At 41.9% G+C, this 21,997-nt stretch carries 14 protein-coding genes and 3 tRNA genes; 7 read left to right on the top strand and 10 right to left on the bottom strand.

What is annotated here, in order from left to right; all coding sequences use genetic code 11:
- Positions 1–58: 58 nt before the first annotated feature.
- The 8 genes from guaB to efeO all read right to left on the bottom strand — a co-directional run bounded on the left by guaB (position 59) and on the right by efeO (position 12,819).
- Positions 59–1,522, bottom strand: a complete 1,464-nt coding sequence (gene guaB, locus F542_RS04765) for an IMP dehydrogenase (protein ID WP_015432648.1) — start codon at positions 1,520–1,522, stop codon at positions 59–61.
- A gap of 214 nt (positions 1,523–1,736) precedes the next feature.
- The gene (glgA, locus tag F542_RS04770; RefSeq protein WP_025267005.1) at positions 1,737–3,170 is read right to left on the bottom strand and encodes a glycogen synthase GlgA; all 1,434 of its coding nucleotides are present in this window, start codon (positions 3,168–3,170) and stop codon (positions 1,737–1,739) included.
- A gap of 91 nt (positions 3,171–3,261) precedes the next feature.
- On the bottom strand, positions 3,262–4,542 hold the full coding sequence (gene glgC, locus F542_RS04775; RefSeq protein ID WP_015432646.1) for a glucose-1-phosphate adenylyltransferase: 1,281 nt from the start codon (positions 4,540–4,542) through the stop codon (positions 3,262–3,264).
- Between the two features lie 31 nt (positions 4,543–4,573).
- A complete protein-coding gene (glgX, locus tag F542_RS04780) occupies positions 4,574–6,562 on the bottom strand; it encodes a glycogen debranching protein GlgX (protein WP_025267006.1) in 1,989 nt (662 codons plus the stop codon).
- A 6-nt stretch (positions 6,563–6,568) separates the two neighbouring features.
- Positions 6,569–8,860, bottom strand: coding sequence for a 1,4-alpha-glucan branching protein GlgB (glgB, locus tag F542_RS04785; RefSeq protein WP_015432644.1), 2,292 nt, complete (start codon positions 8,858–8,860; stop codon positions 6,569–6,571).
- Between the two features lie 185 nt (positions 8,861–9,045).
- On the bottom strand, positions 9,046–10,746 hold the full coding sequence (locus F542_RS04790) for an FTR1 family iron permease (protein WP_025267007.1): 1,701 nt from the start codon (positions 10,744–10,746) through the stop codon (positions 9,046–9,048).
- 42 nt (positions 10,747–10,788) lie between these two features.
- Positions 10,789–12,000 (bottom strand): iron uptake transporter deferrochelatase/peroxidase subunit, encoded by a 1,212-nt coding sequence (gene efeB, locus F542_RS04795; RefSeq protein ID WP_025267008.1) that lies wholly within the window; start codon positions 11,998–12,000, stop codon positions 10,789–10,791.
- A 6-nt stretch (positions 12,001–12,006) separates the two neighbouring features.
- Positions 12,007–12,819: an iron uptake system protein EfeO gene (gene efeO / locus F542_RS04800; RefSeq protein WP_015432641.1), complete on the bottom strand. Its 813-nt coding sequence runs from the start codon at positions 12,817–12,819 to the stop codon at positions 12,007–12,009.
- Positions 12,820–13,031: 212 nt separating this feature from the next.
- On the opposite strand from efeO, the gene F542_RS04805 reads away from it, so the two are divergent.
- Both F542_RS04805 and F542_RS04810 read left to right on the top strand, forming a co-directional pair.
- Positions 13,032–13,107, top strand: a tRNA-Gly gene (locus F542_RS04805).
- A 16-nt stretch (positions 13,108–13,123) separates the two neighbouring features.
- Positions 13,124–13,197: transfer RNA gene (locus tag F542_RS04810), tRNA-Cys, on the top strand.
- Positions 13,198–13,328: 131 nt separating this feature from the next.
- Here F542_RS04810 and glnS read toward each other — a convergent pair.
- Positions 13,329–15,002 (bottom strand): glutamine--tRNA ligase, encoded by a 1,674-nt coding sequence (gene glnS / locus F542_RS04815; protein ID WP_015432640.1) that lies wholly within the window; start codon positions 15,000–15,002, stop codon positions 13,329–13,331.
- A 190-nt stretch (positions 15,003–15,192) separates the two neighbouring features.
- On the opposite strand from glnS, the gene glpX reads away from it, so the two are divergent.
- From glpX to infB, 5 genes are all read left to right on the top strand, one after another.
- The gene (gene glpX / locus F542_RS04820; RefSeq protein ID WP_025267009.1) at positions 15,193–16,212 is read left to right on the top strand and encodes a class II fructose-bisphosphatase; all 1,020 of its coding nucleotides are present in this window, start codon (positions 15,193–15,195) and stop codon (positions 16,210–16,212) included.
- Positions 16,213–16,306: 94 nt separating this feature from the next.
- Positions 16,307–16,383, top strand: a tRNA-Met gene (locus F542_RS04825).
- A 294-nt stretch (positions 16,384–16,677) separates the two neighbouring features.
- Positions 16,678–17,139, top strand: coding sequence for a ribosome maturation factor RimP (gene rimP, locus F542_RS04830; protein WP_025267010.1), 462 nt, complete (start codon positions 16,678–16,680; stop codon positions 17,137–17,139).
- Between the two features lie 75 nt (positions 17,140–17,214).
- Entirely contained in the window at positions 17,215–18,747 is a 1,533-nt protein-coding gene (gene nusA, locus F542_RS04835) for a transcription termination factor NusA (protein ID WP_015432637.1), read from the top strand.
- Between the two features lie 11 nt (positions 18,748–18,758).
- Positions 18,759–21,218 (top strand): translation initiation factor IF-2, encoded by a 2,460-nt coding sequence (infB, locus tag F542_RS04840; protein WP_125134842.1) that lies wholly within the window; start codon positions 18,759–18,761, stop codon positions 21,216–21,218.
- A 141-nt stretch (positions 21,219–21,359) separates the two neighbouring features.
- Here the strand turns inward: infB and F542_RS04845 are convergent, their stop codons facing one another.
- Positions 21,360–21,989 carry a LysE/ArgO family amino acid transporter gene (locus F542_RS04845; protein WP_015432635.1) on the bottom strand — a complete coding sequence of 210 codons (630 nt, stop codon included), beginning with the start codon at positions 21,987–21,989 and terminating at the stop codon, positions 21,360–21,362.
- Positions 21,990–21,997 lie beyond the last annotated feature (8 nt).

Here is a 21,997-nt window from a genome sequence, read left to right on the forward strand (position 1 = left end):
GTATATTGTACCTGATAATCAGCAAATAGGGCGGAGTAGTACACTCCGCCGATATTTTTTAATTTGAACGATAGTTCGGTGCTTCTTTGGTAATGGTTACATCGTGAACGTGGCTCTCCTTAATGCCTGCACCGCTGATGCGTACAAATTGTGCTTTGGTACGGAGTTCTTCAATGGTGGCACAGCCCGTTAAGCCCATACAAGAACGCAAGCCCCCCATTTGTTGGTGGATAATCTCTTTTAAGTAGCCTTTGTAAGGGATACGCCCTTCAATGCCTTCAGGCACTAATTTATCAGCAGCATTGTCCGATTGGAAATAGCGATCTGATGAGCCTTTCGCCATAGCGCCGAGCGAGCCCATACCACGATATGATTTAAATGCACGACCTTGGTATAGTTCAATTTCCCCAGGGGCTTCTTCTGTACCTGCAAACATTGAACCGACCATCACGCAGCTTGCTCCCGCCGCAATGGCTTTAGCGATGTCACCAGAGTAGCGGATACCGCCATCGGCAATCACAGGAATGCCACGCTCTTTTAATGCTGCTGCAGCATCAGCAATCGCGGTAATTTGTGGCACGCCCACACCGGTTACGATACGAGTAGTACAGATTGAGCCTGGTCCAATCCCCACTTTTACTGCACTTGCACCTGCATCAGCCAGAGCAAGTGCCCCTTCGGCAGTGGCAATGTTACCTGCAATAATTGGTAAATTAGGATATTTCGCACGGGTTTCACGTACACGTTGTAAAACGCCTTCAGAGTGACCGTGTGAGCTATCGATGAGTAATACGTCCACACCAGCTTCGACTAATGCCGCAATACGTTCTTCGTTACCAGGGCCTGCGCCAACTGCAGCACCAACACGTAAGCGACCAAATTCATCTTTACATGCATTTGGTTTACTTTCCGCTTTTTGGAAATCTTTCACCGTGATCATGCCTTTGAGTTTGAAATTATCGTCTACCATTAACACTTTTTCGATACGATTTTCGTGCATCAATTCCAAAATATCTTCACGGCTGGTACCTTCTTTCACGGTAACAAGGCGATCTTTCGGTGTCATCATTTCAGCAACAGTTTTATTAAGATCTTTCACAAAGCGGGTATCTCGTCCGGTCACAATGCCGACTAAATCACCATGACTATCCACAACTGGATAACCTTGCCAACCGTTTTTCTTGGCTAACTCAGAAAGTTCACGCAAAGTTAATTCTGGGCTAACGGTTACTGGCTCGGTGATAATGCCATTTTCAAATTTTTTCACACGGCGAACACGATCCGCTTGGCGCTCAATCGACATATTTTTATGGATAAATCCAATACCGCCTTCTTGAGCGAGGGAAATTGCAAGTTTAGCTTCAGTTACCGTATCCATTGCGGCTGAAAGCATTGGGATATTGAGCGTAATGTCTTTGGTGAGTTGAGTAGAGAGGTTGGCTGTATTGGGAAGCACAGTAGAATGTGCAGGGACAAGAAGTACATCATCAAAGGTAAGTGCTTCTTTTGCGATTCTAAGCATTGCAATAGTTCCTTAAATTTAAAAGTTTGAAAAGTAAATTGGGAAAAATTGCGGGCGGATTATACAGATTGGAATTAAGCTTGTAAAATAAAAAATGAGCAAATGCAAACGTTTTCGTTGCTTTTTAAGCTGTAAAAGAATGAAAAAAACGCAAGCGGATCGTTTTTGCAAAAATTTTACAAGAAACGAGCGCTTGCGTTGCGTTAATAAGGCACTAAACAATTTCGTGATATAACTCTTGATATTGCTGTGCCACCTTTGCCCAACCAAAATCTTGTGCCAGTGCATTTTGACGCACACTGGACCAGAGTTTATTTTTCTTCCATAAATTAATTGCCCGATAAACAGCATCAGCAAAGGCATCGGCGCTTGGGTAATCAAAGACAAAACCTGTTGCGCTGCGGTTTTCGATGGTTTCTTTATGGCTATCGACAACGGTATCGGCTAATCCACCGGTGCGGCGAACTAATGGCAATGTTCCGTATTTTAAGCCGTAAAGCTGAGTTAAACCGCAAGGCTCGAAACGGCTTGGTACTAAAATCACATCACCGCCGGCAATAATTTGGTGTGAAAGTGCTTCATCATAGCCAATTTTGATGCCAATTTTGTCTGGATAGCGGGATTGTGCTTCACGCAATGCCCATTCTAAATCAGGGGAACCACTGCCAAGAACGATGATTTGTACATCTTGTTGCATAATTTCATCAATTTTGGCAAGCAGGAAATCTGCGCCTTTTTGTTCGGTTAGACGTGTAACCATAACAAAGAGCAGTGCATCTTTATTTTCAGGTAAACTAAAGTAACGCTGTAATTCAGCTTTGTTTTTCGCTTTGCCATGCATATAGTTTGGGCGATAGTTTGCGACGATATTGGCATCACTTTCTGGGTTCCATACTTCTTCATCAACACCATTTAAAATCCCGCGTAATCTGCCTTCAGCTTGGCGTGTTTGTAATAATCCATGCAAGCCAGCACCGGCGATGGGTTCGGTAATTTCACGGGCATAAGTTGGGCTAACAGTGGTGATTTTATCTGAGAAGTATAAACCTGATTTTAGGTAGGACATTTCACCATAAAATTCTAAGCCATTTGGGTGGAAAAATTCCCAAGGCAAGCCAAGCTCTCCAATATGATAGGCTTGGAATCGTCCAAGATAGGCAATGTTATGAATAGTAAAGACGCTTTTAACGGGACTATTCCAACTTTTTAAGTAAGCACAAGCTAAACCTGCTTGCCAATCATGAGCGTGTAACACATCCGCTCGTCCCCACCAGTGGTCTAAGCCTGAAGCAAGCTGTGCGCCAACTAAGCCAAGGAGTGCAAAACGTTTGTAGTTATCCCAGTAATCGTTATAGTTATCATCGTAATAAGGCAAACGGCGGGCGAAGAGGTGTGGCGCATCAATCAAATAAACGCCTAAGCCGTTAAATTCGGTATAGCGAATGGAGATCATTCCTGCAAAAGTGCCAATGTTTGCAACCTCAACACTGTCTCCCATTTTTTCTGCAACTTGTGGATAAAGTGGGAGCAACACCCGCACATCATTGCCTAATTTTTGCTGTGCGTAAGGAAGAGCCCCCATTACATCTGCTAATCCGCCAGTTTTGATAAGCGGATACATTTCCGAGCAAACATGTAAAATTTTCATTGAACTTAAACCTACGTTGATTTGTAAAATTTCTAGCCAAAAGAACCGCTTGTTTAGGGCAGGTTTGCACCCGCCCAAGAAGGAATGTTGTTTAAGCCTTATCTTTTGCCATTTTATCTAACATTTTTTGCGAGACAAGCACAATCCCGCCTTTGCTAATGCGGAAGTATTTCGCATCTTGTACGGCATCAACACCGATTTGTAAACCATCAGGAATAGTACAGTGGCGATCGATAACAGCACGTTTAATCACACAATTTTTACCAATATCGACTTGTGGCATAATCACCGCTTCTTCAATAACGGTTTCTTCTGCGACTGTTACACGGTTGAACAGTACTGATTTACTGATTTCGGCATCCGTGATTACACAGCCACCCGCAATAAGAGAATTATCAAGGGTTCTAGCGCGAGGTTTGTTATAGAAGAAACGAGCAGGTGCAGTTTGTTGTGGGCGTCCGTGGATTGGCCAAGACTCATCATATAAATCTAGCTGTGGTTTTTCACTCACAAGATCCATATGTGCAGCCCAATAGCTATCAATAGTGCCGACATCGCGCCAGTAAATTGCGCCTGTTGTATTACGACCTTCGCAAGAACGTTCGAATGGGTGGGCATAAATAACACCTTGCTCTACTGCTTTTGGAATAATGTCTTTACCAAAATCGTGTGAAGTGTTTGGATCGCTCACCTCATTTTCGAGCATTTCATAGAGATAATCTGCATCAAATACATAAATCCCCATAGACGCAAGTGATGAGTTTGGTTTGTCTGGCATCGCTGGTGGATCAGCTGGTTTTTCAACGAATGCTTGGACTTTCAGTTTTTCATTAACAGCCATTACACCAAATTCGGTTGCTTGTTCACGAGGGACTTCAATACAACCTACGGTACATTTTGCGCCAGAATCGACATGATCTTCTAACATTTTGTTGTAATTCATCTTATAGATATGGTCACCTGCGAGGATAATGACGTATTTTGGACGGTAGTGCGATTTCATCATTTCCATATTTTGATATACCGCATCGGCAGTGCCACGATACCACGTGTTCTCATCAATTTGCTGACGAGCAGGTAACATGTCGATATATTGATTACGCTCGTAAGGTAAGAAGGACCAACCACGTTGTAAATGGCGGAGAAGTGAGTGAGCAGCGTACTGAGTAATCACACCAACTTTAAGTAGATTAGAGTTGATACAGTTAGAGAGTGCGAAGTCGATAATACGGCGGCTACCTCCGAAATAAACGGCCGGTTTGGCACGTTTATCGGTGAGTTCATATAAGCGAGAGCCGCGTCCGCCGGCGAGAATTAACACTAGCGTTTGTCCTGTTAGGTTACGGCGTGAAGTAGTTTCTTGTGTGAGCATATTATGTCCTCCATCATTTGAAGAGTTTAATTTAATTCTTTTGCAGTACGCATACTCCAATATCCTTTAGAGCAACCGCAAGCGTATCCGTCAGCAGAGTCGTATTTTCTTTACCCAAAAGAATTTGCCATTTTCCCTTAGGCAGTAAGAACTGTTGCATGCTTTGTTTAGCATTGATCAAGAGCAACCATTTGTCTTCCAGCAGAATTTGTATGGCTTTTATTTGATTGTTATTCCAATCTGCTTGTTGTAGGGGAGTGCCATTTGTACTAAGCCAAGAGACGAGTTCGTTATCCCACCATTTGTGATAGCGCGATAACAATGGAATTTGTTTACGCAAAGCAATTAAGTTTGCCGTGTAATCTATCAATGAATGATCAGCGTTTTGCCAATCTAGCCAAGAAATCTCATTATCTTGACAATAACTATTGTTATTACCCTGCTGGCTATTACCCATTTCATCACCTGCAAGCAGCATTGGTGTGCCTGCAGACAGCAGGAGAGTTGCCAATAATGCACGGCGAGCATGGTTGCGTTTATCTAAAATAATAGGGTTATTACTCGCACCTTCTTCGCCAAAGTTATAGCTAAAATTGTGGTTATGTCCGTCCTGATTTTGTTCACCGTTTGCTGCATTATGTTTGTCGTTGTAACTCACTAAATCTTGCAGGGTGAAGCCATCGTGTGCGGTGATAAAATTAATACTGTTATAAGGTTTTTTTTGCTCACCGAATATGTCGTCGCTACCTGCAAAACGACGGGCAAAAACATCTAAACGCCCGCTTTGGTGTAAGAAAAAAGCTCGCATATCATCACGATAGCGATCATTCCATTCGGCAAAAGGCTTAGGGAAAGAACCGAGTTGGTAGCCATTAATGCCAATATCCCAAGGCTCAACAATCAGTTTTACGTGATCCAGCGTTGAGTTACTCATAATTGCGGTGAAAAATGCCGAACGATCTGAAAATGTTGGCGTTCTACCGAGTACGCCACCTAAATCAAAACGGAAACCATCGACATGGCACTCTTTAACCCAGTAGCAGAGGCAGTCAATGACCCAGCGTAATACGATTAAATCAGAAGAAACATTCAAGGTGTTACCACAACCGCTCCAGTTGTGATAATTACCATCTTCAGTTAGCCAGTAGTAGGCTTGATTATCAATTCCGCGTTGCGACAGCATCGGACCATCTTTGCCACCTTCCGCAGTATGGTTAAACACTACATCCATGATCACTTCAATTCCTTCCGCATGAAGCGTTTTAACGAGTTGTTTAAATTCCGTGAGTGGATCTTGTTTATTCGCGGCAAGTTTTGGATCAACGGCAAAATGACCAAGCACGTTATAGCCCCAGTAATTAGATAGCCCTAAGCGCTGTAAATGAGGCTCATCAATGTGGTAGGTGATTGGTAGAAGCTCAACTGCGGTAATTCCTAGTTTTTTTAAATAATTCACGGAAGCGGGGTGAGCCAAGCCAGCAAAAGTGCCTCGCAAATGTGGTGGCACAGCAGGATTCATTTGACTAAATCCTTTGACATGTGTTTCATAAATCACTGTTTCTTGCCAAGGCACAAAAGGCTTATAATCTCCCCCCCATTCAAAGCCCTCTCGATTAATCACTATAGATTTTGGTGCCAAATGCGCATTATCTCGCCCGTCATTCCAGATAAACCATTTTGCGGTTTGTTCGCTAGATAAATCAGGCGAACCGCTAATCGCGTTAGCATAAGGGTCAATAAGTAATTTCTCTGGGTTAAACAGATGACCGATTGCCTCATCGCTCTTGCCAGCAACGCGAAAGCCATACTCTGTTCCTGCGTTAAGCTCTTCAACAAAGAGATGCCAAATGTCGCCAGTTTTGCTCATGGGTAGGCGTATTTCCCCCCTAGTTTTGCAAAAAATACATAATTCTACACCGCTTGCATGTTGCGAAAAGAGCGCAAAATTGACCCCATTTACACCGTTAATTTCAGTTAAACGGCTGCCAAGAGGAAAAGGTCTACCAGCTTGATATTTCATCATATCTTATTTTTTCTTCGCTTTTTTCTTATTTTTTAGTGCAGTTTTGGGCGTATGTTTTATGTTACGGGAGAGGTTGTTTATATTGCCTGAGTACTCTTTACGCAAAAAAATGGTTGAAAGTGGCGGTAATGTCACACTGATCGAGTAGTTTTTACCGTGGGAGGCTATTTCTTCTGTCGTGATAAGAGCGTGGTTTTCAACGCCACTTCCCATATATTGTTCTTTATCTGAGTTTAGAATTTCACGGTATTTTGCCGGTGCATGTACGCCAAAGCGATAATTTTCGCGTACTACAGCAGTAAAGTTACTGATTACAATAATGCTTGAACCATCTTTTGCTTTACGCTCAAATACAAAGACGGATTGCTCTGCATCATCGACAACTAACCATTCAAAACCTTCTGGAGAATAATCAAGTTCGTAAAGCGCAGGGGTTTGTTGATAGAGGTGATTAAGTGCTTTGACCCAATCTTGCATACCGATATGCCAGCCACCGTAGCCCTTATCTAGCAAGAACCAATCTAAGCTTTCTTGGAAATTCCATTCACGCCCTTGGGCAAATTCATTGCCCATAAAGAGTAATTTTTTACCAGGATAACCCCACATATAGCCATAGTAAGCCCGTAGGTTGGCAAATTGTTGCCAGCAGTCCCCAGGCATTTTCCCTAAAAGAGAATATTTGCCATGCACCACTTCATCGTGTGAGAGTGGTAACATAAATTGCTCACTATATTGGTACACCATGCCAAAGGTCATTAAATCGTGGTGATATTTACGATGAATCGGATCTTTTTGCATATAGCGTAAAGTGTCATTCATCCAACCCATATTCCATTTATAGTTAAAGCCTAAACCATGGTTTTGAGTTGCGTGAGTGACACCTGCAAAAGAAGTGGATTCTTCAGCGATCGTGATACCGCCATGTCCTTCTTGTTTTAGCAGATCATTGGTTTGGCGCAAAAAATCAATGGCTTCTAGATTTTCACGCCCGCCATATTGGTTAGGAATCCATTGACCATCTGCGCGAGAATAGTCGCGGTAGATCATCGAAGCTACAGCATCAACGCGTAAGGCATCAATACCAAAACGTTCAATCCAATAAAGCGCATTAGCCGTGAGATAATTGCGCACTTCGTATCTGCCATAGTTAAAAATAAGAGTATTCCAATCTTGGTGGTAGCCTTCTTTCGGGTCTGCATGTTCATAAAGGTGTGTGCCATCAAAGTAGGCTAAACCGTGTTCATCGGTTGGAAAGTGTCCTACCACCCAGTCTAGAATGACATTAATACCTGCATCATGGGCTTTTTGAATTAAATAACGTAAGCCTTCAGGCGTACCAAAGCGGCTGGTGGGTGCATAAATGCCAGTTGGTTGGTAGCCCCAAGAGCCATCGAATGGAAACTCAGAAATAGGTAATAATTCAATATGCGTAAACCCCATTTCTTTTACATATGGGATCAGTTCTTCAGCAAGCTCTTCATAGCTTAGCCAGTAATTGTTTTCGAGATTGCGGCGCCATGAACCGAGATGAACTTCATAAACCGAAATAGGTTTATCTGGATTATTTGCAGCTCGTCGTTTTGAATCCACTTCGACGATTGCGGGTAAACCTGTTGCTACGGAAGCGGTGTCTGGTCGAAATTGTGCAGCAAAGGCATAAGGGTCTGATTTTAAACGTAACGTCCCGTTTTTATCTAAAATTTCGAATTTATATAGTGTGCCAGCTTTCGCATTTGGAATAAAAATATCCCAAATACCACTTGTTGGGTGGAAACGCATTGGGTGGCGTCTACCATCCCATAAGTTAAAATCGCCAACAACTGAAACACGCTGAGCGTTGGGAGCCCATAAACTAAAATGAATACCGCCCACGTCATTTTGGGTAACCAAATGCGCACCTAGTTTTTCATATGGACGAATTTGTGTGCCTTCAGAAAGTAGCCAATTATCAAGGTCAGAAAGGTGGGATTGGAAACGATAGGGATCTTCAATATCAATTTGAGTATGGGCATAGGAAACCAACAAGCGGTAGGAAAAATCAATTTTTTTACCAATTAATTCCGTGGCAAAGAACCCTCGTTCATCAATTCGTTGCATTTCAGCTAGTGGGTTTGCATTTTTATCAATAATTTTAACCGCTTGAGCTTCGGGTAAATAAGCCCGAATAATCACCCCATGTGTAGAAGGATGAATACCTAAATAGGCAAAGGGATCGCGACATATTCCTGCAGAAAGTTGTGTAATAAAATGCGTATCTTGTTCAGAAAGGAGAGGAGAAAGGCTTTTATCGGTCATTTTACGCTCCTGTAGGAATAGTGATGAAAACGTTTTCGTGGAATGTATCAAAAAACACTTTTCAAAACAACGATAAAGTTTGACCTAGATCAGTTTTCTCTCCGAGTCTTATTTTCTTTTTGATATTCAATAAGTTAAACCAATTTTTTATTGACACTCGCTGCTTATGTGAAGTGCTCATAAGATTATTCTTTGACGTATTTTAGCGAACAGAGAATCAAGAGGATATACAGCAGTTGCGCACTCAGACCTTCCCATGAACTATAAAGTCCGATAGATGGTAGGTTCGTGAGTTCATCAATAATATGTCTAGGCAAGATTTGGGTTAGTTGTAATGTGTGGATGCTTACACCTAAAATTTTAAATCCCAAGGCATAAATAAGCCATGTCATCAGCTTAAATAGCTGAGGTAGCGGTAATTTGCTTGCAGAACGTTGCATTAGCCAAGCAATACCTGCTAAGCAGAGTAAAGCAAAGACAATGCCGAGTAGAAAATCTTGCAGGCTAATTTGCGGTAAAATGCCAGCGTAAAACAACATCGTTTCTGCACCTTCGCGAAAGACAGCAAGGAAGCTGAGTGAAAGCATAGAAAACAGGCTTCCTGTTGCAAGTGCATTCCCCACTTGCTGCTCAATAAAATGTTTCCAACCCTGTTGTGACGATTTGTTGTGTAGCCATGCTCCGACAAATAGCATAGCTATTACGGCGGTAATACCGACTAAACCCTCCAAGATCTCACGATGAATGCCTGCTGTTATTGTTGGGAAAAGCTGTTGTAGGGCGAGTGCGCCAACAATACTGGCTAAAATGCCTAGCCCTGCACCAGCATATACCCAATGTTTTGCGTTAGGCTGTTTGGTGGCATTCAGTGTGGTTAGCAATGCCATGATAATTAGTAATGCTTCCAAGCCTTCCCGCAATAAAATAAACATTGCATCAAACGCGTTATAGCGGCTGCCTAAATTTAGTAATTTTAAATTAGTAATCAGTTCGGCTAATTTGGCTTGGTTGGCGATTTCATGGCTTTTCGCCATAATAATGGGTAAATCGTTTTCTAGGCGTGTGTAGAGATGGCTATCACGGGTACGTACCTCACCTTCAAAAACAGGCCAGTGCTGAATAAACAGGTAAATTGCTGATTGTGCTTGTGTATGTTGCTGTGCCAGTAATGCAGAATAGGCATCCTCCAATAAGACGATACCTTCAAGTAAGGTTTGTGGTGCGTTTGTATTTGTAGTTTGGAGCTGTAATAGATTTCCAGCATTAAAATCATCTAATGCTATCCCTAATTGCTGTACTTGTTGATGCATTTCCTTAAAATTTGCCGGCTCTGCGAGCATTGCTACACGTAGTAGTGCCATTGCTGTTTCAATCTGCCCATAATGCCCGAGGCTGATTTCTCGGACAATTTTTTCATTGACTGTCCAAGTATTATTAAAGCGCTTATAAGCGTTTTGAATCTCATCTAGTTGCTTTTGCTCAATCGCGTGAACTAGTTTTTGATAAATCGGTTTAATACGTTTAGCAAACTGTTCCTGCCTTGCTGTGTAATCAATAGGATTTTGTTCTTTCTCAAAGGCAAGTAACGCTCTTGCTAGCAACTCAAGGGTATCTGAATTCGGTGAGTTTTTTGCAGAATATAACGCAGAAAGTACCACTTGTCCTGCTGTGGATTTATGTGTTGGAATGGTTTGGAAATGATGTTCTAATTGAACTAGATGAGGTAGGGCGGTATCTGGGCTACCTTGTTTGATTTCTGCCATTGCATCAGAAAGCCGCACAAATAATAAGGAAGTTTCTACTTTTGCCCATACAGGGAAGGATAAGCAGAGAAATAGGAGCAAGGAGAATTTTTTGAGCAGCTGAAACATGTAATGCATTTCCATTGTTGGTTTATAAATTCTTCCCCCAAAAAGGAGGAAGAAAGATTAGCATTGGTCAAAAAGCGCCTTACCTAAGTAATCATTTTCATCTGTTACTCCCGCAAAGCATGCAAATAATCCACTGCCGATATGAGTAATATATTCATTCATTTTGTCAATATTGCCCAAGCTGTTTTGAATATCAATAAATTGTTGTGGGTGTTTTTGGAAGGAAATAAACAGTAAGCCTGCATCAAATTGCCCAGTTTTCGGATCAATTCCGCTGGCATAAGAAAATGAGCGACGTAGTATATTATGTCCTACCTTTTTGGCTAAATGCAGATGCGAAATCTCAGGGATAATTTTTTCACCATTTGCATTTTTTTGCTCTAAATCGACCGCTTGGAATTCTTCCTGTTGGCCAAGAGGTGCACCGCTATCTCGATGTCTACCAAAGGTTTCTTCCTGCCCATTAAGATGTGTTCTATCCCAAGTTTCCAAATGCATCTGAATGCGACGAACAGTAAGGAACGAGCCATTTTTGAGCCAGTTGTCACCTTGATACCATACAGCATCTTCAAGTGCTTCTCCTTGAGGATTACCTGTGCCATCTTTAAAACCAAATAGATTGCGGGGCGTTTCGTTCCCTTCAAAAGAATTAAACCCCGATTGACTCCAACGCATGCTGATATTAGCGCGAGCGGCTCGAACGAGATTGCGCACCGCATGGAATGCAACCTGTGGGTCATCAGCACAAGCTTGGATACAAATATCACCATCGATATAAGGCTGACGTAGTTGATCGCGTGGAAAGTGCGGTAGGGGATTTAACTCTGCGGGTTTGAGATGTTCGATCTTCAATTTTTCAAAAAAACTTGGGCTCACACCGAATGTGAGTGTGAGATGGTATGGGTTTAAACTATCAGACTCGCCAGTATCAGCCGGAGGTAGATAGGCATTTTGCTGATAGGGGCGGACATTTTTACCCGCTGTAAGGTTAGCACTGTAAGCCGTCCAAAGCTGGAACATTGCCTTAATTTTTTGTATGTCATCAGTATGGAGGTCTAGCACCATAAAGTAAGTATGATGCTGAGCTGGCGTTGCAATTCCTTGTTGGTGCTTGCCATAAAATGGGTAGATATTTGTGATAGTTGGTGTTGCACGTGGTTCTAATGCAATAACTGAGCCAGCAAACATACTGGCTCCGAGACTTGTACCCCAAAAAGCGGATTGCTTTAAGAAATCACGGCGTGGGAGTAATATATTTTTGCTCATCATTGTACCTTACTCTTCGAGTAATACACCCATTTGTGCAAGAGGTTCACCCAGTTTATTTACCGCTTCGGCAAGAGCTTTAATATCTGCAACGCTTAATTTATCGTAACCTACATAATCGTAGCCTTGTTTAGCTTGGTTATGTTTCGCTAACAGCGCATTCACTTCGGCAAAGCGCTCCATGATTTCTGTGACGAGTTTGCTGTCTTTTTTAGCTAGATGAGGCTGGAATAAAGTAAAAATTTTTTCAGCACCTTCTATATTCGCTTTGAAATCGTAGAGATCCGTTTTGGAGTAGATTTCTTCTTCCCCCGTCACTTTTGTGGTGGAAACCTCGTTAAGTAAATCAACAGCTCCGGTAATCATGAGTTCAGCAGTAACATCAGCAGTTGGAATTTTTGCTCTTAACTCTTTGACATCATTCATAAGTTGAGTAGCAATAGCTTCCGTTCCTTGAGTAGTGTTCTGTTCCCATAAGATTCGTTCAATTTTGTGGAAACCTGACCAATCATCTTCATTCTTGCCTTCTTCAGTAAGATCAGCTAAACGGGCATCGATCCGCGGGTCTAAATCACCAAAACTTTCTGCGATAGGTTCAGAACGTTCAAAATACATGCGTGCAAGTGGGTAGATTTTTTTAGCATTGTCAAGATCCCCAGCTTTTAAGTAGTTCACAAATTTTTCAGTGTCGAGCACGAGTTGATCAATTTGTTCTATCACAAAGGCTTTGTAATCTTGAGTTTCTTTAGAGAGATCAAGCGCATGGACATGAGAGGCAAATAAAAGACTGGAGAGTAAGACAGAGAGAGAAGTTAAACGCATAGGACATGCTCCTTTAGTTAAGAAAACTAAATGCGAGTTATTCGCACACGCATAAAATACATGGTTCTTTGCCGTTATGCAAATAGAATTTGTTAAAAAAACAACATTGTGGGCTTTTTTTCGGCAATTGAAAAAAATATGTTATTTGTTAATTGACAGTACCTGAGAAATCTATAGAATACGCCTCGTTGTTTACAGCAACGTATTCAAATGCGGGAATAGCTCAGTTGGTAGAGCACGACCTTGCCAAGGTCGGGGTCGCGAGTTCGAGCCTCGTTTCCCGCTCCATTATTTCTTATCTCATGGCGTGTTAGCAAAGCGGTTATGCACTGGATTGCAAATCCATGTAGCTCGGTTCGACTCCGGGACACGCCTCCATATTTCATTAACAGTTTATATTAATTTTGAATTGGATCTATATTTTACATTTCTTATGGCAATGTAAATTTGTTGCCGTTTTATGGCTATAAAAAAGCTCCCATAAGGGAGCTTACGATGTCGTAGGCAGATTAAAATGCGACACTTTCTTTTAAGCTGACGGTTAAGTTAAACACTAAGTTTTCTTTTGAGCCATCTTTGCTATCTAGACAGTAGTAGCCTTCTCGCTCAAATTGATAACCTTGACCCGCTACCGCATTTTCTAAACTTGGTTCAACAAAACCGTGTTTCACCACGAGTGAATTTGGATTCACTGCGGCATTGATGTCTTCTTCTGCCCCCGGATTTGGTACGGTGAATAAGCGATCATAGACACGGAACTCTGCTGGACGGTTGTTGGTTGCAGATACCCAATGAATTACGCCTTTGACTTTACGTCCGTCTGCTGGATTTTTACCTAAGGTTTCCGGATCGTAGGTACAGAAAATCGTGGTAATTTTACCGCTTGCATCTTTTTCTACACGCTCGGCTTTAATTACATAAGCATTACGCAGACGCACTTCTTTCCCTAGCACTAAGCGTTTATATTGTTTATTCGCTTCTTCACGGAAATCCGCTTCATCAATATAAAGCTCTTTGGTAAATGGCAGTTGGCGAGTGCCTAATTCTTCGCGATTTGGGTGATTTGGTGCGGTGAGAATTTCTTCACCTTCAAAATTTTCAATCACCACTTTCACAGGGTTTAATACTGCCATTGCACGAGGTGCATTGGTGTTTAAATCATCACGAATGCAGGCTTCTAATGCACTGTATTCCACCACGTTATCTTGTTTTGTTACCCCGATACGGTGGCAAAATTCACGCAGTGATGCAGGGGTATAACCACGACGACGTAAACCTGAAATGGTCGGCATACGAGGATCGTTCCAGCCATCGACCACTTTATCTTCAACCAGTTTGAGGAGCTTACGTTTAGACGTGAGAGTCCCTTCTAAATTTAAACGAGAAAACTCATATTGGTGTGGCAATGGGCGTTCAATGCTGATGTTTTCTAATACCCAGTCATACAAACGGCGGTTATCTTGGAACTCTAAGGTACAGAGCGAGTGGGTAATACGCTCAATCGCATCGGAAATACAGTGAGTAAAATCGTACATTGGATAAATGCACCATTTATCGCCTGTTTGGTGGTGAGTGGCAAATTTGATACGGTAGATCACAGGATCACGCATCACCATAAACGGCGATGCCATATCAATTTTGGCACGCAGGCTCATTTTGCCTTCTTCCACTTCGCCATTTTTCATTTTTTCAAATAGGGCTAAGTTTTCTTCCACACTGCGATCACGGTATGGGCTGTTTTTACCTAGTTCCGTTAGCGTGCCACGATATTCACGCATTTCATCAGGGCTGAGTTCACACACATATGCCAAACCTTTTTGGATTAACTCAATGGCATAGCCGTAGAGTTGATCAAAATAGTCGGAAGCATAACGAGGTTCACCCTCCCATTTAAAGCCGAGCCATTCCACGTCTTCTTTAATAGAATCCACATATTCTACGTCTTCTTTGGTTGGATTAGTGTCATCAAAACGCAGGTTACATTTGCCTTGATAATCTTGGGCAATACCGAAGTTTAGGCAGATAGATTTTGCATGACCGATATGTAAATAGCCATTTGGTTCAGGTGGGAAACGGGTGTAAACATTACTATGTTTACCGTTTTTTAAATCTTCATCAATAATATGGGTAATAAAGTTGGCACGAAAATCAGGATTTTCGGCACTTGAAATAGTTTCGCTCATAGTCTTCTCTTTTTAAAAAATAACAGGGTATTCTACACATTTTGCGTTGCAACTCAACGGCTTTAAAAAATTGACGGAATAAAAGTTACTCAATACAATATCGTCCCGCCTAAATCAGACTGTGCAAGCGGTCTGAAATCAGCAATTTTCTGCAAAATCATTCAATTCATACAATATCAAGGACAACATAATGAAAAGATCCCTTTCTATCGAATTTTCTCGTGTCACTGAAGCTGCCGCTTTGGCTGCTTATGCTTGGTTAGGTCGTGGTAATAAAAATGCAGCCGACGATGCTGCAGTAAAAGCGATGCGTTATTTGTTAAATCAGCTTGATATACGGGGTGAGGTTGTCATTGGTGAGGGGGAGATAGATCAAGCGCCAATGCTCTATATTGGTGAAAAAATTGGTAAACATGGGGCAAATGATGAAGAGATTACCATTGCAGTTGATCCGATTGATGGCACTCGAATGACCGCAATGGGGCAAAGTAATGCATTATCAGTACTTGCGGCAGGCGGAAAAGGTACTTTATTACAAGCGCCCGATATGTATATGGAAAAATTAGTTGTAGGCAGTGATTGTAAAGGGATGATCGATTTAAATTTGTCGATTGAACAAAATTTGCGCCGTATTGCTTCTAAAAAAGGGAAACTACTTTCACAATTAACCGTTGCTGTATTGGATAAACCGCGCCATCAAGCTGTAATTAGTGAAATGCAAGATTTAGGTATCCGTGTGATGGCTATTCCTGATGGCGATGTGGTGGCAGCAATTCAATGTTGTTTACCAGAGGCGGATTTAGATGCACTTTATGGGATTGGTGGTGCACCAGAAGGGGTTATTGCAGCAGCAGGCGTGAGAGCCTTAGGTGGTGATATGCAAGCTCGTCTTGTACCTCGCCATCAAGTTAAGGGCAGTACGCCTGAAAATTTTGCTGCAGCAGAAAAAGAGATTGCACGTTGCAATGAATTAAATGTACCCGTCAATGAAGTATTGAAATTAGAAGAGCTTGTGCGTGATGATAATCTAGTTTTTTCAGCAACGGGGATTACTTCAGGAACATTATTAAGCGGTGTTCAACGTAAAGGTAATTTGGCGACAACGGAAACATTATTAATTCGTGGACGTTCCCGCACGATTCGTAAAATCCAATCTTCACACTATATTGATCGTAAAGATGATGATTTATTGCGCTTAATGAATGTATAATCGCCATTTTGATTAAAAAAATCACACTTAATAAACTTTTTTAAAAAAGTGCTTGCAAGAATTTTTTATCGCCCTATAATGGCAACCATTCAGACGCGGGGTGGAGCAGCTTGGTAGCTCGTCGGGCTCATAACCCGAAGGTCGTCGGTTCAAATCCGGCCCCCGCAACCAGTTTTCGGCTCATTGTTCTAACGGACAATGAGCTTTGTTTCATATAGCGTTTGTAAAAAAATGTAGAAAAATTTTTTTAAAAAAGAATATGAAACAAACCGCTTGTAAGCCCCACTGATGTTTGGGGCTTTTTTGCGGCGATGGATTATTGTAGGGCATATATTATACGCCCACTTCGACGAGATAATTTGGGTTGAGTATTATACGTCTCTACAATAATCCCAGAGTCAACTTTGTTTTTTAAGAGGACTTAATTAAGTCCTTTTTTTATATCTAAAAAATGGGAGGAATGCTTTGGCAACCTTGGAACAAAAATTACAAGAACTCGTGCAAGGCACGATTGAATCAATGGGATTCGAACTCGTTGGGGTAGAATGCCAGCGAGCGGGCCGTTTCTCAACAGTGCGTTTATATATTGATAAAGAAGGTGGCGTAACTATTGATGATTGTAGTGATGTTAGCCGTCAAGTAAGTGCGATTTTAGATGTAGAAGATCCAATTAGTGATAAATATAATTTGGAGGTCTCTTCACCAGGACTTGATCGCCCGCTTTTTACGCTAGCGCATTATGAGCGTTTTATTGGAAGAGAAGTGGTGGTTCATCTACGTATTCCAATGTCTGATCGTCGTAAATGGCAAGGTGAGATTGTAAGTGTCAATGGTGATACAGTAACCTTAAAAGTAGAAGGTAACGAACAGGCGTTTGCATTCGGTAATATCCAGAAAGCTAACCTTGTGCCGGTATTTAATTTTTAATTGTAAAAAATCATGAAAAATGCCCCGCTTGCCATAAGCAGGGTGAAGAATATTATCAAAAGGAAATTTTCTCAAATGAGCAAAGAGATTTTACTTGCCGCTGAAGCGGTATCCAATGAAAAACTGCTACCAAAAGATGCAATTTTCGAAGCCTTAGAAACGGCATTAGCAATTTCAACCAAGAAAAAAGCAGCCAATGAGCGTGAAGATGTAAAAACAGCGAAAGGTATTGATATTGACGTGCGAGTCGTTATTGATCGTAAAACAGGTGAATTTACCACTTTTCGTCGTTGGCTAGTGGTAGAAAATGTTCACAATCAAACACGTGAAATTAGCTTGGAAGCCGCACAGTATGAAGATCCAAGCATTCAGTTAGGTGATTTTATTGAAGATGAAATTGAATCGATCGCCTTCGATCGTATCACTATGCAAACCGCTCGTCAGGTGATTAGTACTAAAATCCGTGAGGCAGAGCGTAATAAAGTCATTGATGAATTCCGTAGTGAAGAAGGTAATATTGTGCTTGGTACGGTAAAAAAAGTAAGCCGTGATAGCATTATTTTAGAATTGCCGGGTAAAAAAGATGCTACGATCAAAGCGGAAGCTATCATTGTGCGTGAAGATATGCTTCCGCGCGAAAACTTCCGCCCAGGAGACCGTATTCGTGGGGTGTTGTATGCGATTAAGCCTGAGTCAAAAGGGCCACAGCTTTTCATCACTCGTGCAAAACCGATCATGTTACAAAAATTATTTGAGTTAGAAGTACCAGAAATTGGCGAAGGCGTGATTGAAATAAAAGGTGCTGCTCGTGATCCAGGAAGCCGCGCTAAACTGGCAGTGAAAACCCATGATAAACGTATTGATCCTGTTGGTGCTTGCGTAGGTATGCGCGGAGCACGAGTGCAAGCGATCAGCAATGAATTAGGTGGTGAGCGAGTTGATATCGTACTTTGGGATGATAATCCTGCACAATTCGTAATCAATGCGATGGCTCCAGCAGATGTAAGTTCTATTGTGGTAGATGAAGATAATCATTCTATGGATATTGCAGTTGAGCCATCAGCGTTAGCCCAAGCAATCGGTCGTAATGGTCAAAACGTACGTCTTGCAACTCAATTAACTGGTTGGACATTAAATGTGATGACGACCACTGATTTAGATCAGAAGCATCAAGAAGAAGACAATAAAGTGATCAATCTTTTTGTTTCGAGCTTAGAGATCGATGAAGAATTTGCGCAAATCTTAATTGAAGAAGGCTTTAGTAGTCTAGAAGAGTTAGCTTATGTTCCAATGGCTGAACTTACTGCGATTGATGGTTTAGAAGATGAAGATTTGGTGGAAGAGTTACAAACCCGCGCGAAAAATGTATTAACGCAACAACTGTTAGCCGAAGAAGAAGCGTTAAAACAGGCGCATATTGAGGAGCGCTTGCTCAATTTAGAGGGGATGGAACGCCACATCGCGCTAAAACTTGCAGAAAAACAGATTACCACCCTTGAAGCATTGGCAGAACAAGGTGTTGATGATCTTGCAGACATTGAAGAATTAACAGCTGAACAAGCGGGCGAATTAATTATGGCCGCACGTCAAATTTGCTGGTTCAGTTAAATAGGGGAAGAATTATGAGTGAAGAGATTAAAACAGAAGCACCAAAGAAACTGAGTTTACAGCGTCGTACTAAAACGACAGTAAGCGGCACGACCGCGGGCGGTAAGTCAAAAGAAGTACAGGTAGAAGTACGTAAATCACGTAAAGTGGATACTGAAGCAGCCAAAAAAGCAGCGCTTGAAGCAAAATTGAAAGCGGAAGCTGAGGCAAAAGCGCAAGCAGAAAAAGCCGCAGCAGAGGCTCAAGCTAAGAAAGCAGCAGAAGAAAAAGCGAAAGCAGCCGCTATGAAAGCTGAAAAAGCAGTTGATGCAGAGAAAGAAGCAAAAAGAAAAGAAGAAGCTGAATTACGCCGTAAGCAAGAAGAATTAGCTCGTGAAAAAGCCGAGATGGAAGCAAAACGAGCGGCTGAAAATGCTCGCCTTTTAGCAGAACAAGAGCGTGAAGAAACCATTATCGAAGATAATGATGATTTTGAAGATGAGCGTTTTAGTTCTAGTTATGCACGTGAAGCGGATCGTGATTCAGATCGCCGTAGTGAAAATAACCGTAACCGTGGCGGTAATAAAGCGAATGCGAAAGGCAAAAAAGGCGGACGAGATGAAGAGCGTAATGAGCGTAATGACCGTCGTAATAGTAAAGATGCCAAAGGTAAAGGTAAGCAGGGCAAAAAAGGTTCTGCATTACAGCAAGCGTTCACAAAACCGGTACAAGTTGCAAAATCTGATGTAGTCATTGGTGAAACTATCAGCGTAAAAGATCTTGCGGAAAAAATGGCTGTGAAAGCCACCGAAGTGATCAAAACAATGATGAAAATGGGAGAAATGGTCACCATCAACCAAGTGATTGACCAAGAAACCGCACAGCTTGTTGCAGAAGAGATGGGGTACACTGTCATCTTACGCAAAGAAAATGAGTTGGAAGAAGCGGTATTAGGTGATCGTGATACTGCGGCAGAAAAAGTGACTCGTGCGCCAGTAGTTACTATTATGGGACACGTTGACCATGGTAAAACTTCATTGCTTGACTATATCCGTAAAGCGAAAGTGGCGGCTGGTGAAGCAGGCGGCATTACTCAGCACATCGGTGCATACCATGTGGAAACTGATGATGGTAAGATGATTACCTTCTTAGATACACCGGGACACGCAGCCTTTACTTCTATGCGTGCGCGTGGTGCGAAAGCAACGGATATTGTAGTACTTGTGGTTGCAGCGGACGATGGTGTGATGCCACAAACTATTGAAGCGATTCAGCACGCAAAAGCGGCAGGGGCGCCATTAGTGGTTGCAGTAAACAAAATTGATAAGCCAGAAGCTAATCCAGAGCGTGTAGAACAAGAGTTATTACAACACGATGTCATTTCGGAGAAATTTGGTGGTGATGTGCAATTTGTTCCTGTTTCTGCGAAAAAGGGGATGGGGATTGATGACTTATTAGAAGCGATTATCCTGCAATCTGAAGTGCTTGAATTAACCGCAGTGAAAGATGGTATGGCAAGTGGTGTCGTGATTGAATCTTACTTAGATAAAGGTCGTGGTCCTGTAGCAACTATCTTGGTTCAATCAGGTACGCTAAACAAAGGCGACATCGTGCTTTGTGGCTTTGAATATGGTCGTGTGCGTGCGATGCGTGATGAAAATGGTAAAGACATTGAATCAGCAGGCCCTTCTATCCCTGTGGAAGTATTAGGTCTATCAGGTGTGCCAGCGGCAGGTGATGAAGCAACTGTGGTACGTGATGAGAAGAAAGCTCGTGAAGTTGCATTGTATCGTCAAGGTAAATTCCGTGAAGTGAAATTAGCTCGTCAGCAAAAAGCGAAACTGGAAAATATGTTTAGCAATATGGCTGAAGGCGATGTAGCGGAATTGAATGTTATTGTGAAAGCAGACGTACAAGGCTCGGTGGAAGCGATTGTTCAATCATTACACGAACTTTCAACCGATGAAGTGAAAGTGAAAGTAGTGGGTTCTGGTGTAGGTGGTATCACCGAAACTGATGCAACCCTTGCAGCTGCATCAAGTGCAATTATTCTTGGCTTTAACGTGCGTGCCGATGCAACCGCTCGCCGTGTGATTGAAACAGAAAACATTGATTTACGTTACTATTCAATCATCTACGAATTGCTCAATGAAATTAAAGCGGCAATGAGCGGTATGCTACAACCTGAGTTTAAACAAGAAATTATTGGCTTGGCAGAAGTACGTGATGTATTCCGCCATCCGAAATTTGGCGCGATAGCAGGTTGTATGGTAACAGAAGGGGTGGTTAAACGTAATAATCCAATCCGTGTATTACGTGATAACGTGGTTATCTTTGAAGGGGAATTAGAATCGCTGCGCCGTTTCAAAGATGACGTATCAGAGGTACGTAATGGTATGGAATGTGGTATTGGCGTGAAAAACTATAACGATGTAAAAGTCGGCGACCAAATTGAGGTCTTTGAAGTGGTTGAAGTTAAGCGTACAATCTAACCACATCGCTAACTTTAGTAAACCTTTTTAAAAGAGTTCCCTGCTCACGGTAAGTAGGGAACTCTTTTTTAGTAATGACATTTAATTAGAATTGAACATCCGGAAAAATTTCTGTTTATTTAGCGTATTCCGATAGCTTAATTATGATAATTTATACCCAAGATCTATGGCATAGAGTAATAAACTCAATGCAATGGCATACATAATTAAGCCTGTAATAGCATCTAAAATTTGCCATGTGCGTCGTTGTGCAAAATAGCCAGATAATAGTCCTGCGCCATAACCTACACCAAAAAACCAGAGAAAAGAGCAGATCAGAGCACCACTTAAAAATTGGATTTTTTGCTCTAAAGTTAAAGTTCCTCCAATTCCACCGACAATAACAACAGTATCAATATATACATGTGGATTAAGTAGTGTAATTGCGAGAGTAATAGCTATTGCTCGTTTCAAACTAACTTTTCTGCCTTGTTCAGCTTGGAGTGCGCCAATCCCTCGATAGGCGGCAATAAATGAACGACTGCCATAAGTAAAAAGAAAAATAGCGCCAACTAGAGCGAGTATTAAGCTAGATAATGGTGACTGTGCAATGATAGAACCAAGCCCTAAAACCCCCAATGTCATCAGCACTACATCGCAGAAAAAACAGATAAATGCAACCCAAAATACGTGCTGCTTGAGGATACCTTGTTTGAGTAAAAAAGCATTTTGTGCGCCAATTGAAACAATCAGCCCAAAGCAGACCACAAAACCGTGTAAGAATGAATGCATAAATTGCT

This window comes from Bibersteinia trehalosi USDA-ARS-USMARC-188 (genome assembly GCF_000521725.1).
GTDB classification, from domain to species: Bacteria; Pseudomonadota; Gammaproteobacteria; order Enterobacterales; family Pasteurellaceae; genus Bibersteinia; species Bibersteinia trehalosi.

Coding starts and splice junctions, on each gene's coding strand:
- F542_RS04845 (WP_015432635.1), bottom strand. CDS start 21,989: ATGCATTCATTCTTACACGGTTTTGTGGTCTGCTTTGGGCTGATTGTT.
- glgC (WP_015432646.1), bottom strand. CDS start 4,542: ATGCTCACACAAGAAACTACTTCACGCCGTAACCTAACAGGACAAACG.
- glgA (WP_025267005.1), bottom strand. CDS start 3,170: ATGAAAATTTTACATGTTTGCTCGGAAATGTATCCGCTTATCAAAACT.
- efeB (WP_025267008.1), bottom strand. CDS start 12,000: ATGATGAGCAAAAATATATTACTCCCACGCCGTGATTTCTTAAAGCAA.
- glpX (WP_025267009.1), top strand. CDS start 15,193: ATGAAAAGATCCCTTTCTATCGAATTTTCTCGTGTCACTGAAGCTGCC.
- nusA (WP_015432637.1), top strand. CDS start 17,215: ATGAGCAAAGAGATTTTACTTGCCGCTGAAGCGGTATCCAATGAAAAA.
- glgX (WP_025267006.1), bottom strand. CDS start 6,562: ATGAAATATCAAGCTGGTAGACCTTTTCCTCTTGGCAGCCGTTTAACT.
- glnS (WP_015432640.1), bottom strand. CDS start 15,002: ATGAGCGAAACTATTTCAAGTGCCGAAAATCCTGATTTTCGTGCCAAC.
- F542_RS04790 (WP_025267007.1), bottom strand. CDS start 10,746: ATGGAAATGCATTACATGTTTCAGCTGCTCAAAAAATTCTCCTTGCTC.
- glgB (WP_015432644.1), bottom strand. CDS start 8,860: ATGACCGATAAAAGCCTTTCTCCTCTCCTTTCTGAACAAGATACGCAT.
- guaB (WP_015432648.1), bottom strand. CDS start 1,522: ATGCTTAGAATCGCAAAAGAAGCACTTACCTTTGATGATGTACTTCTT.
- efeO (WP_015432641.1), bottom strand. CDS start 12,819: ATGCGTTTAACTTCTCTCTCTGTCTTACTCTCCAGTCTTTTATTTGCC.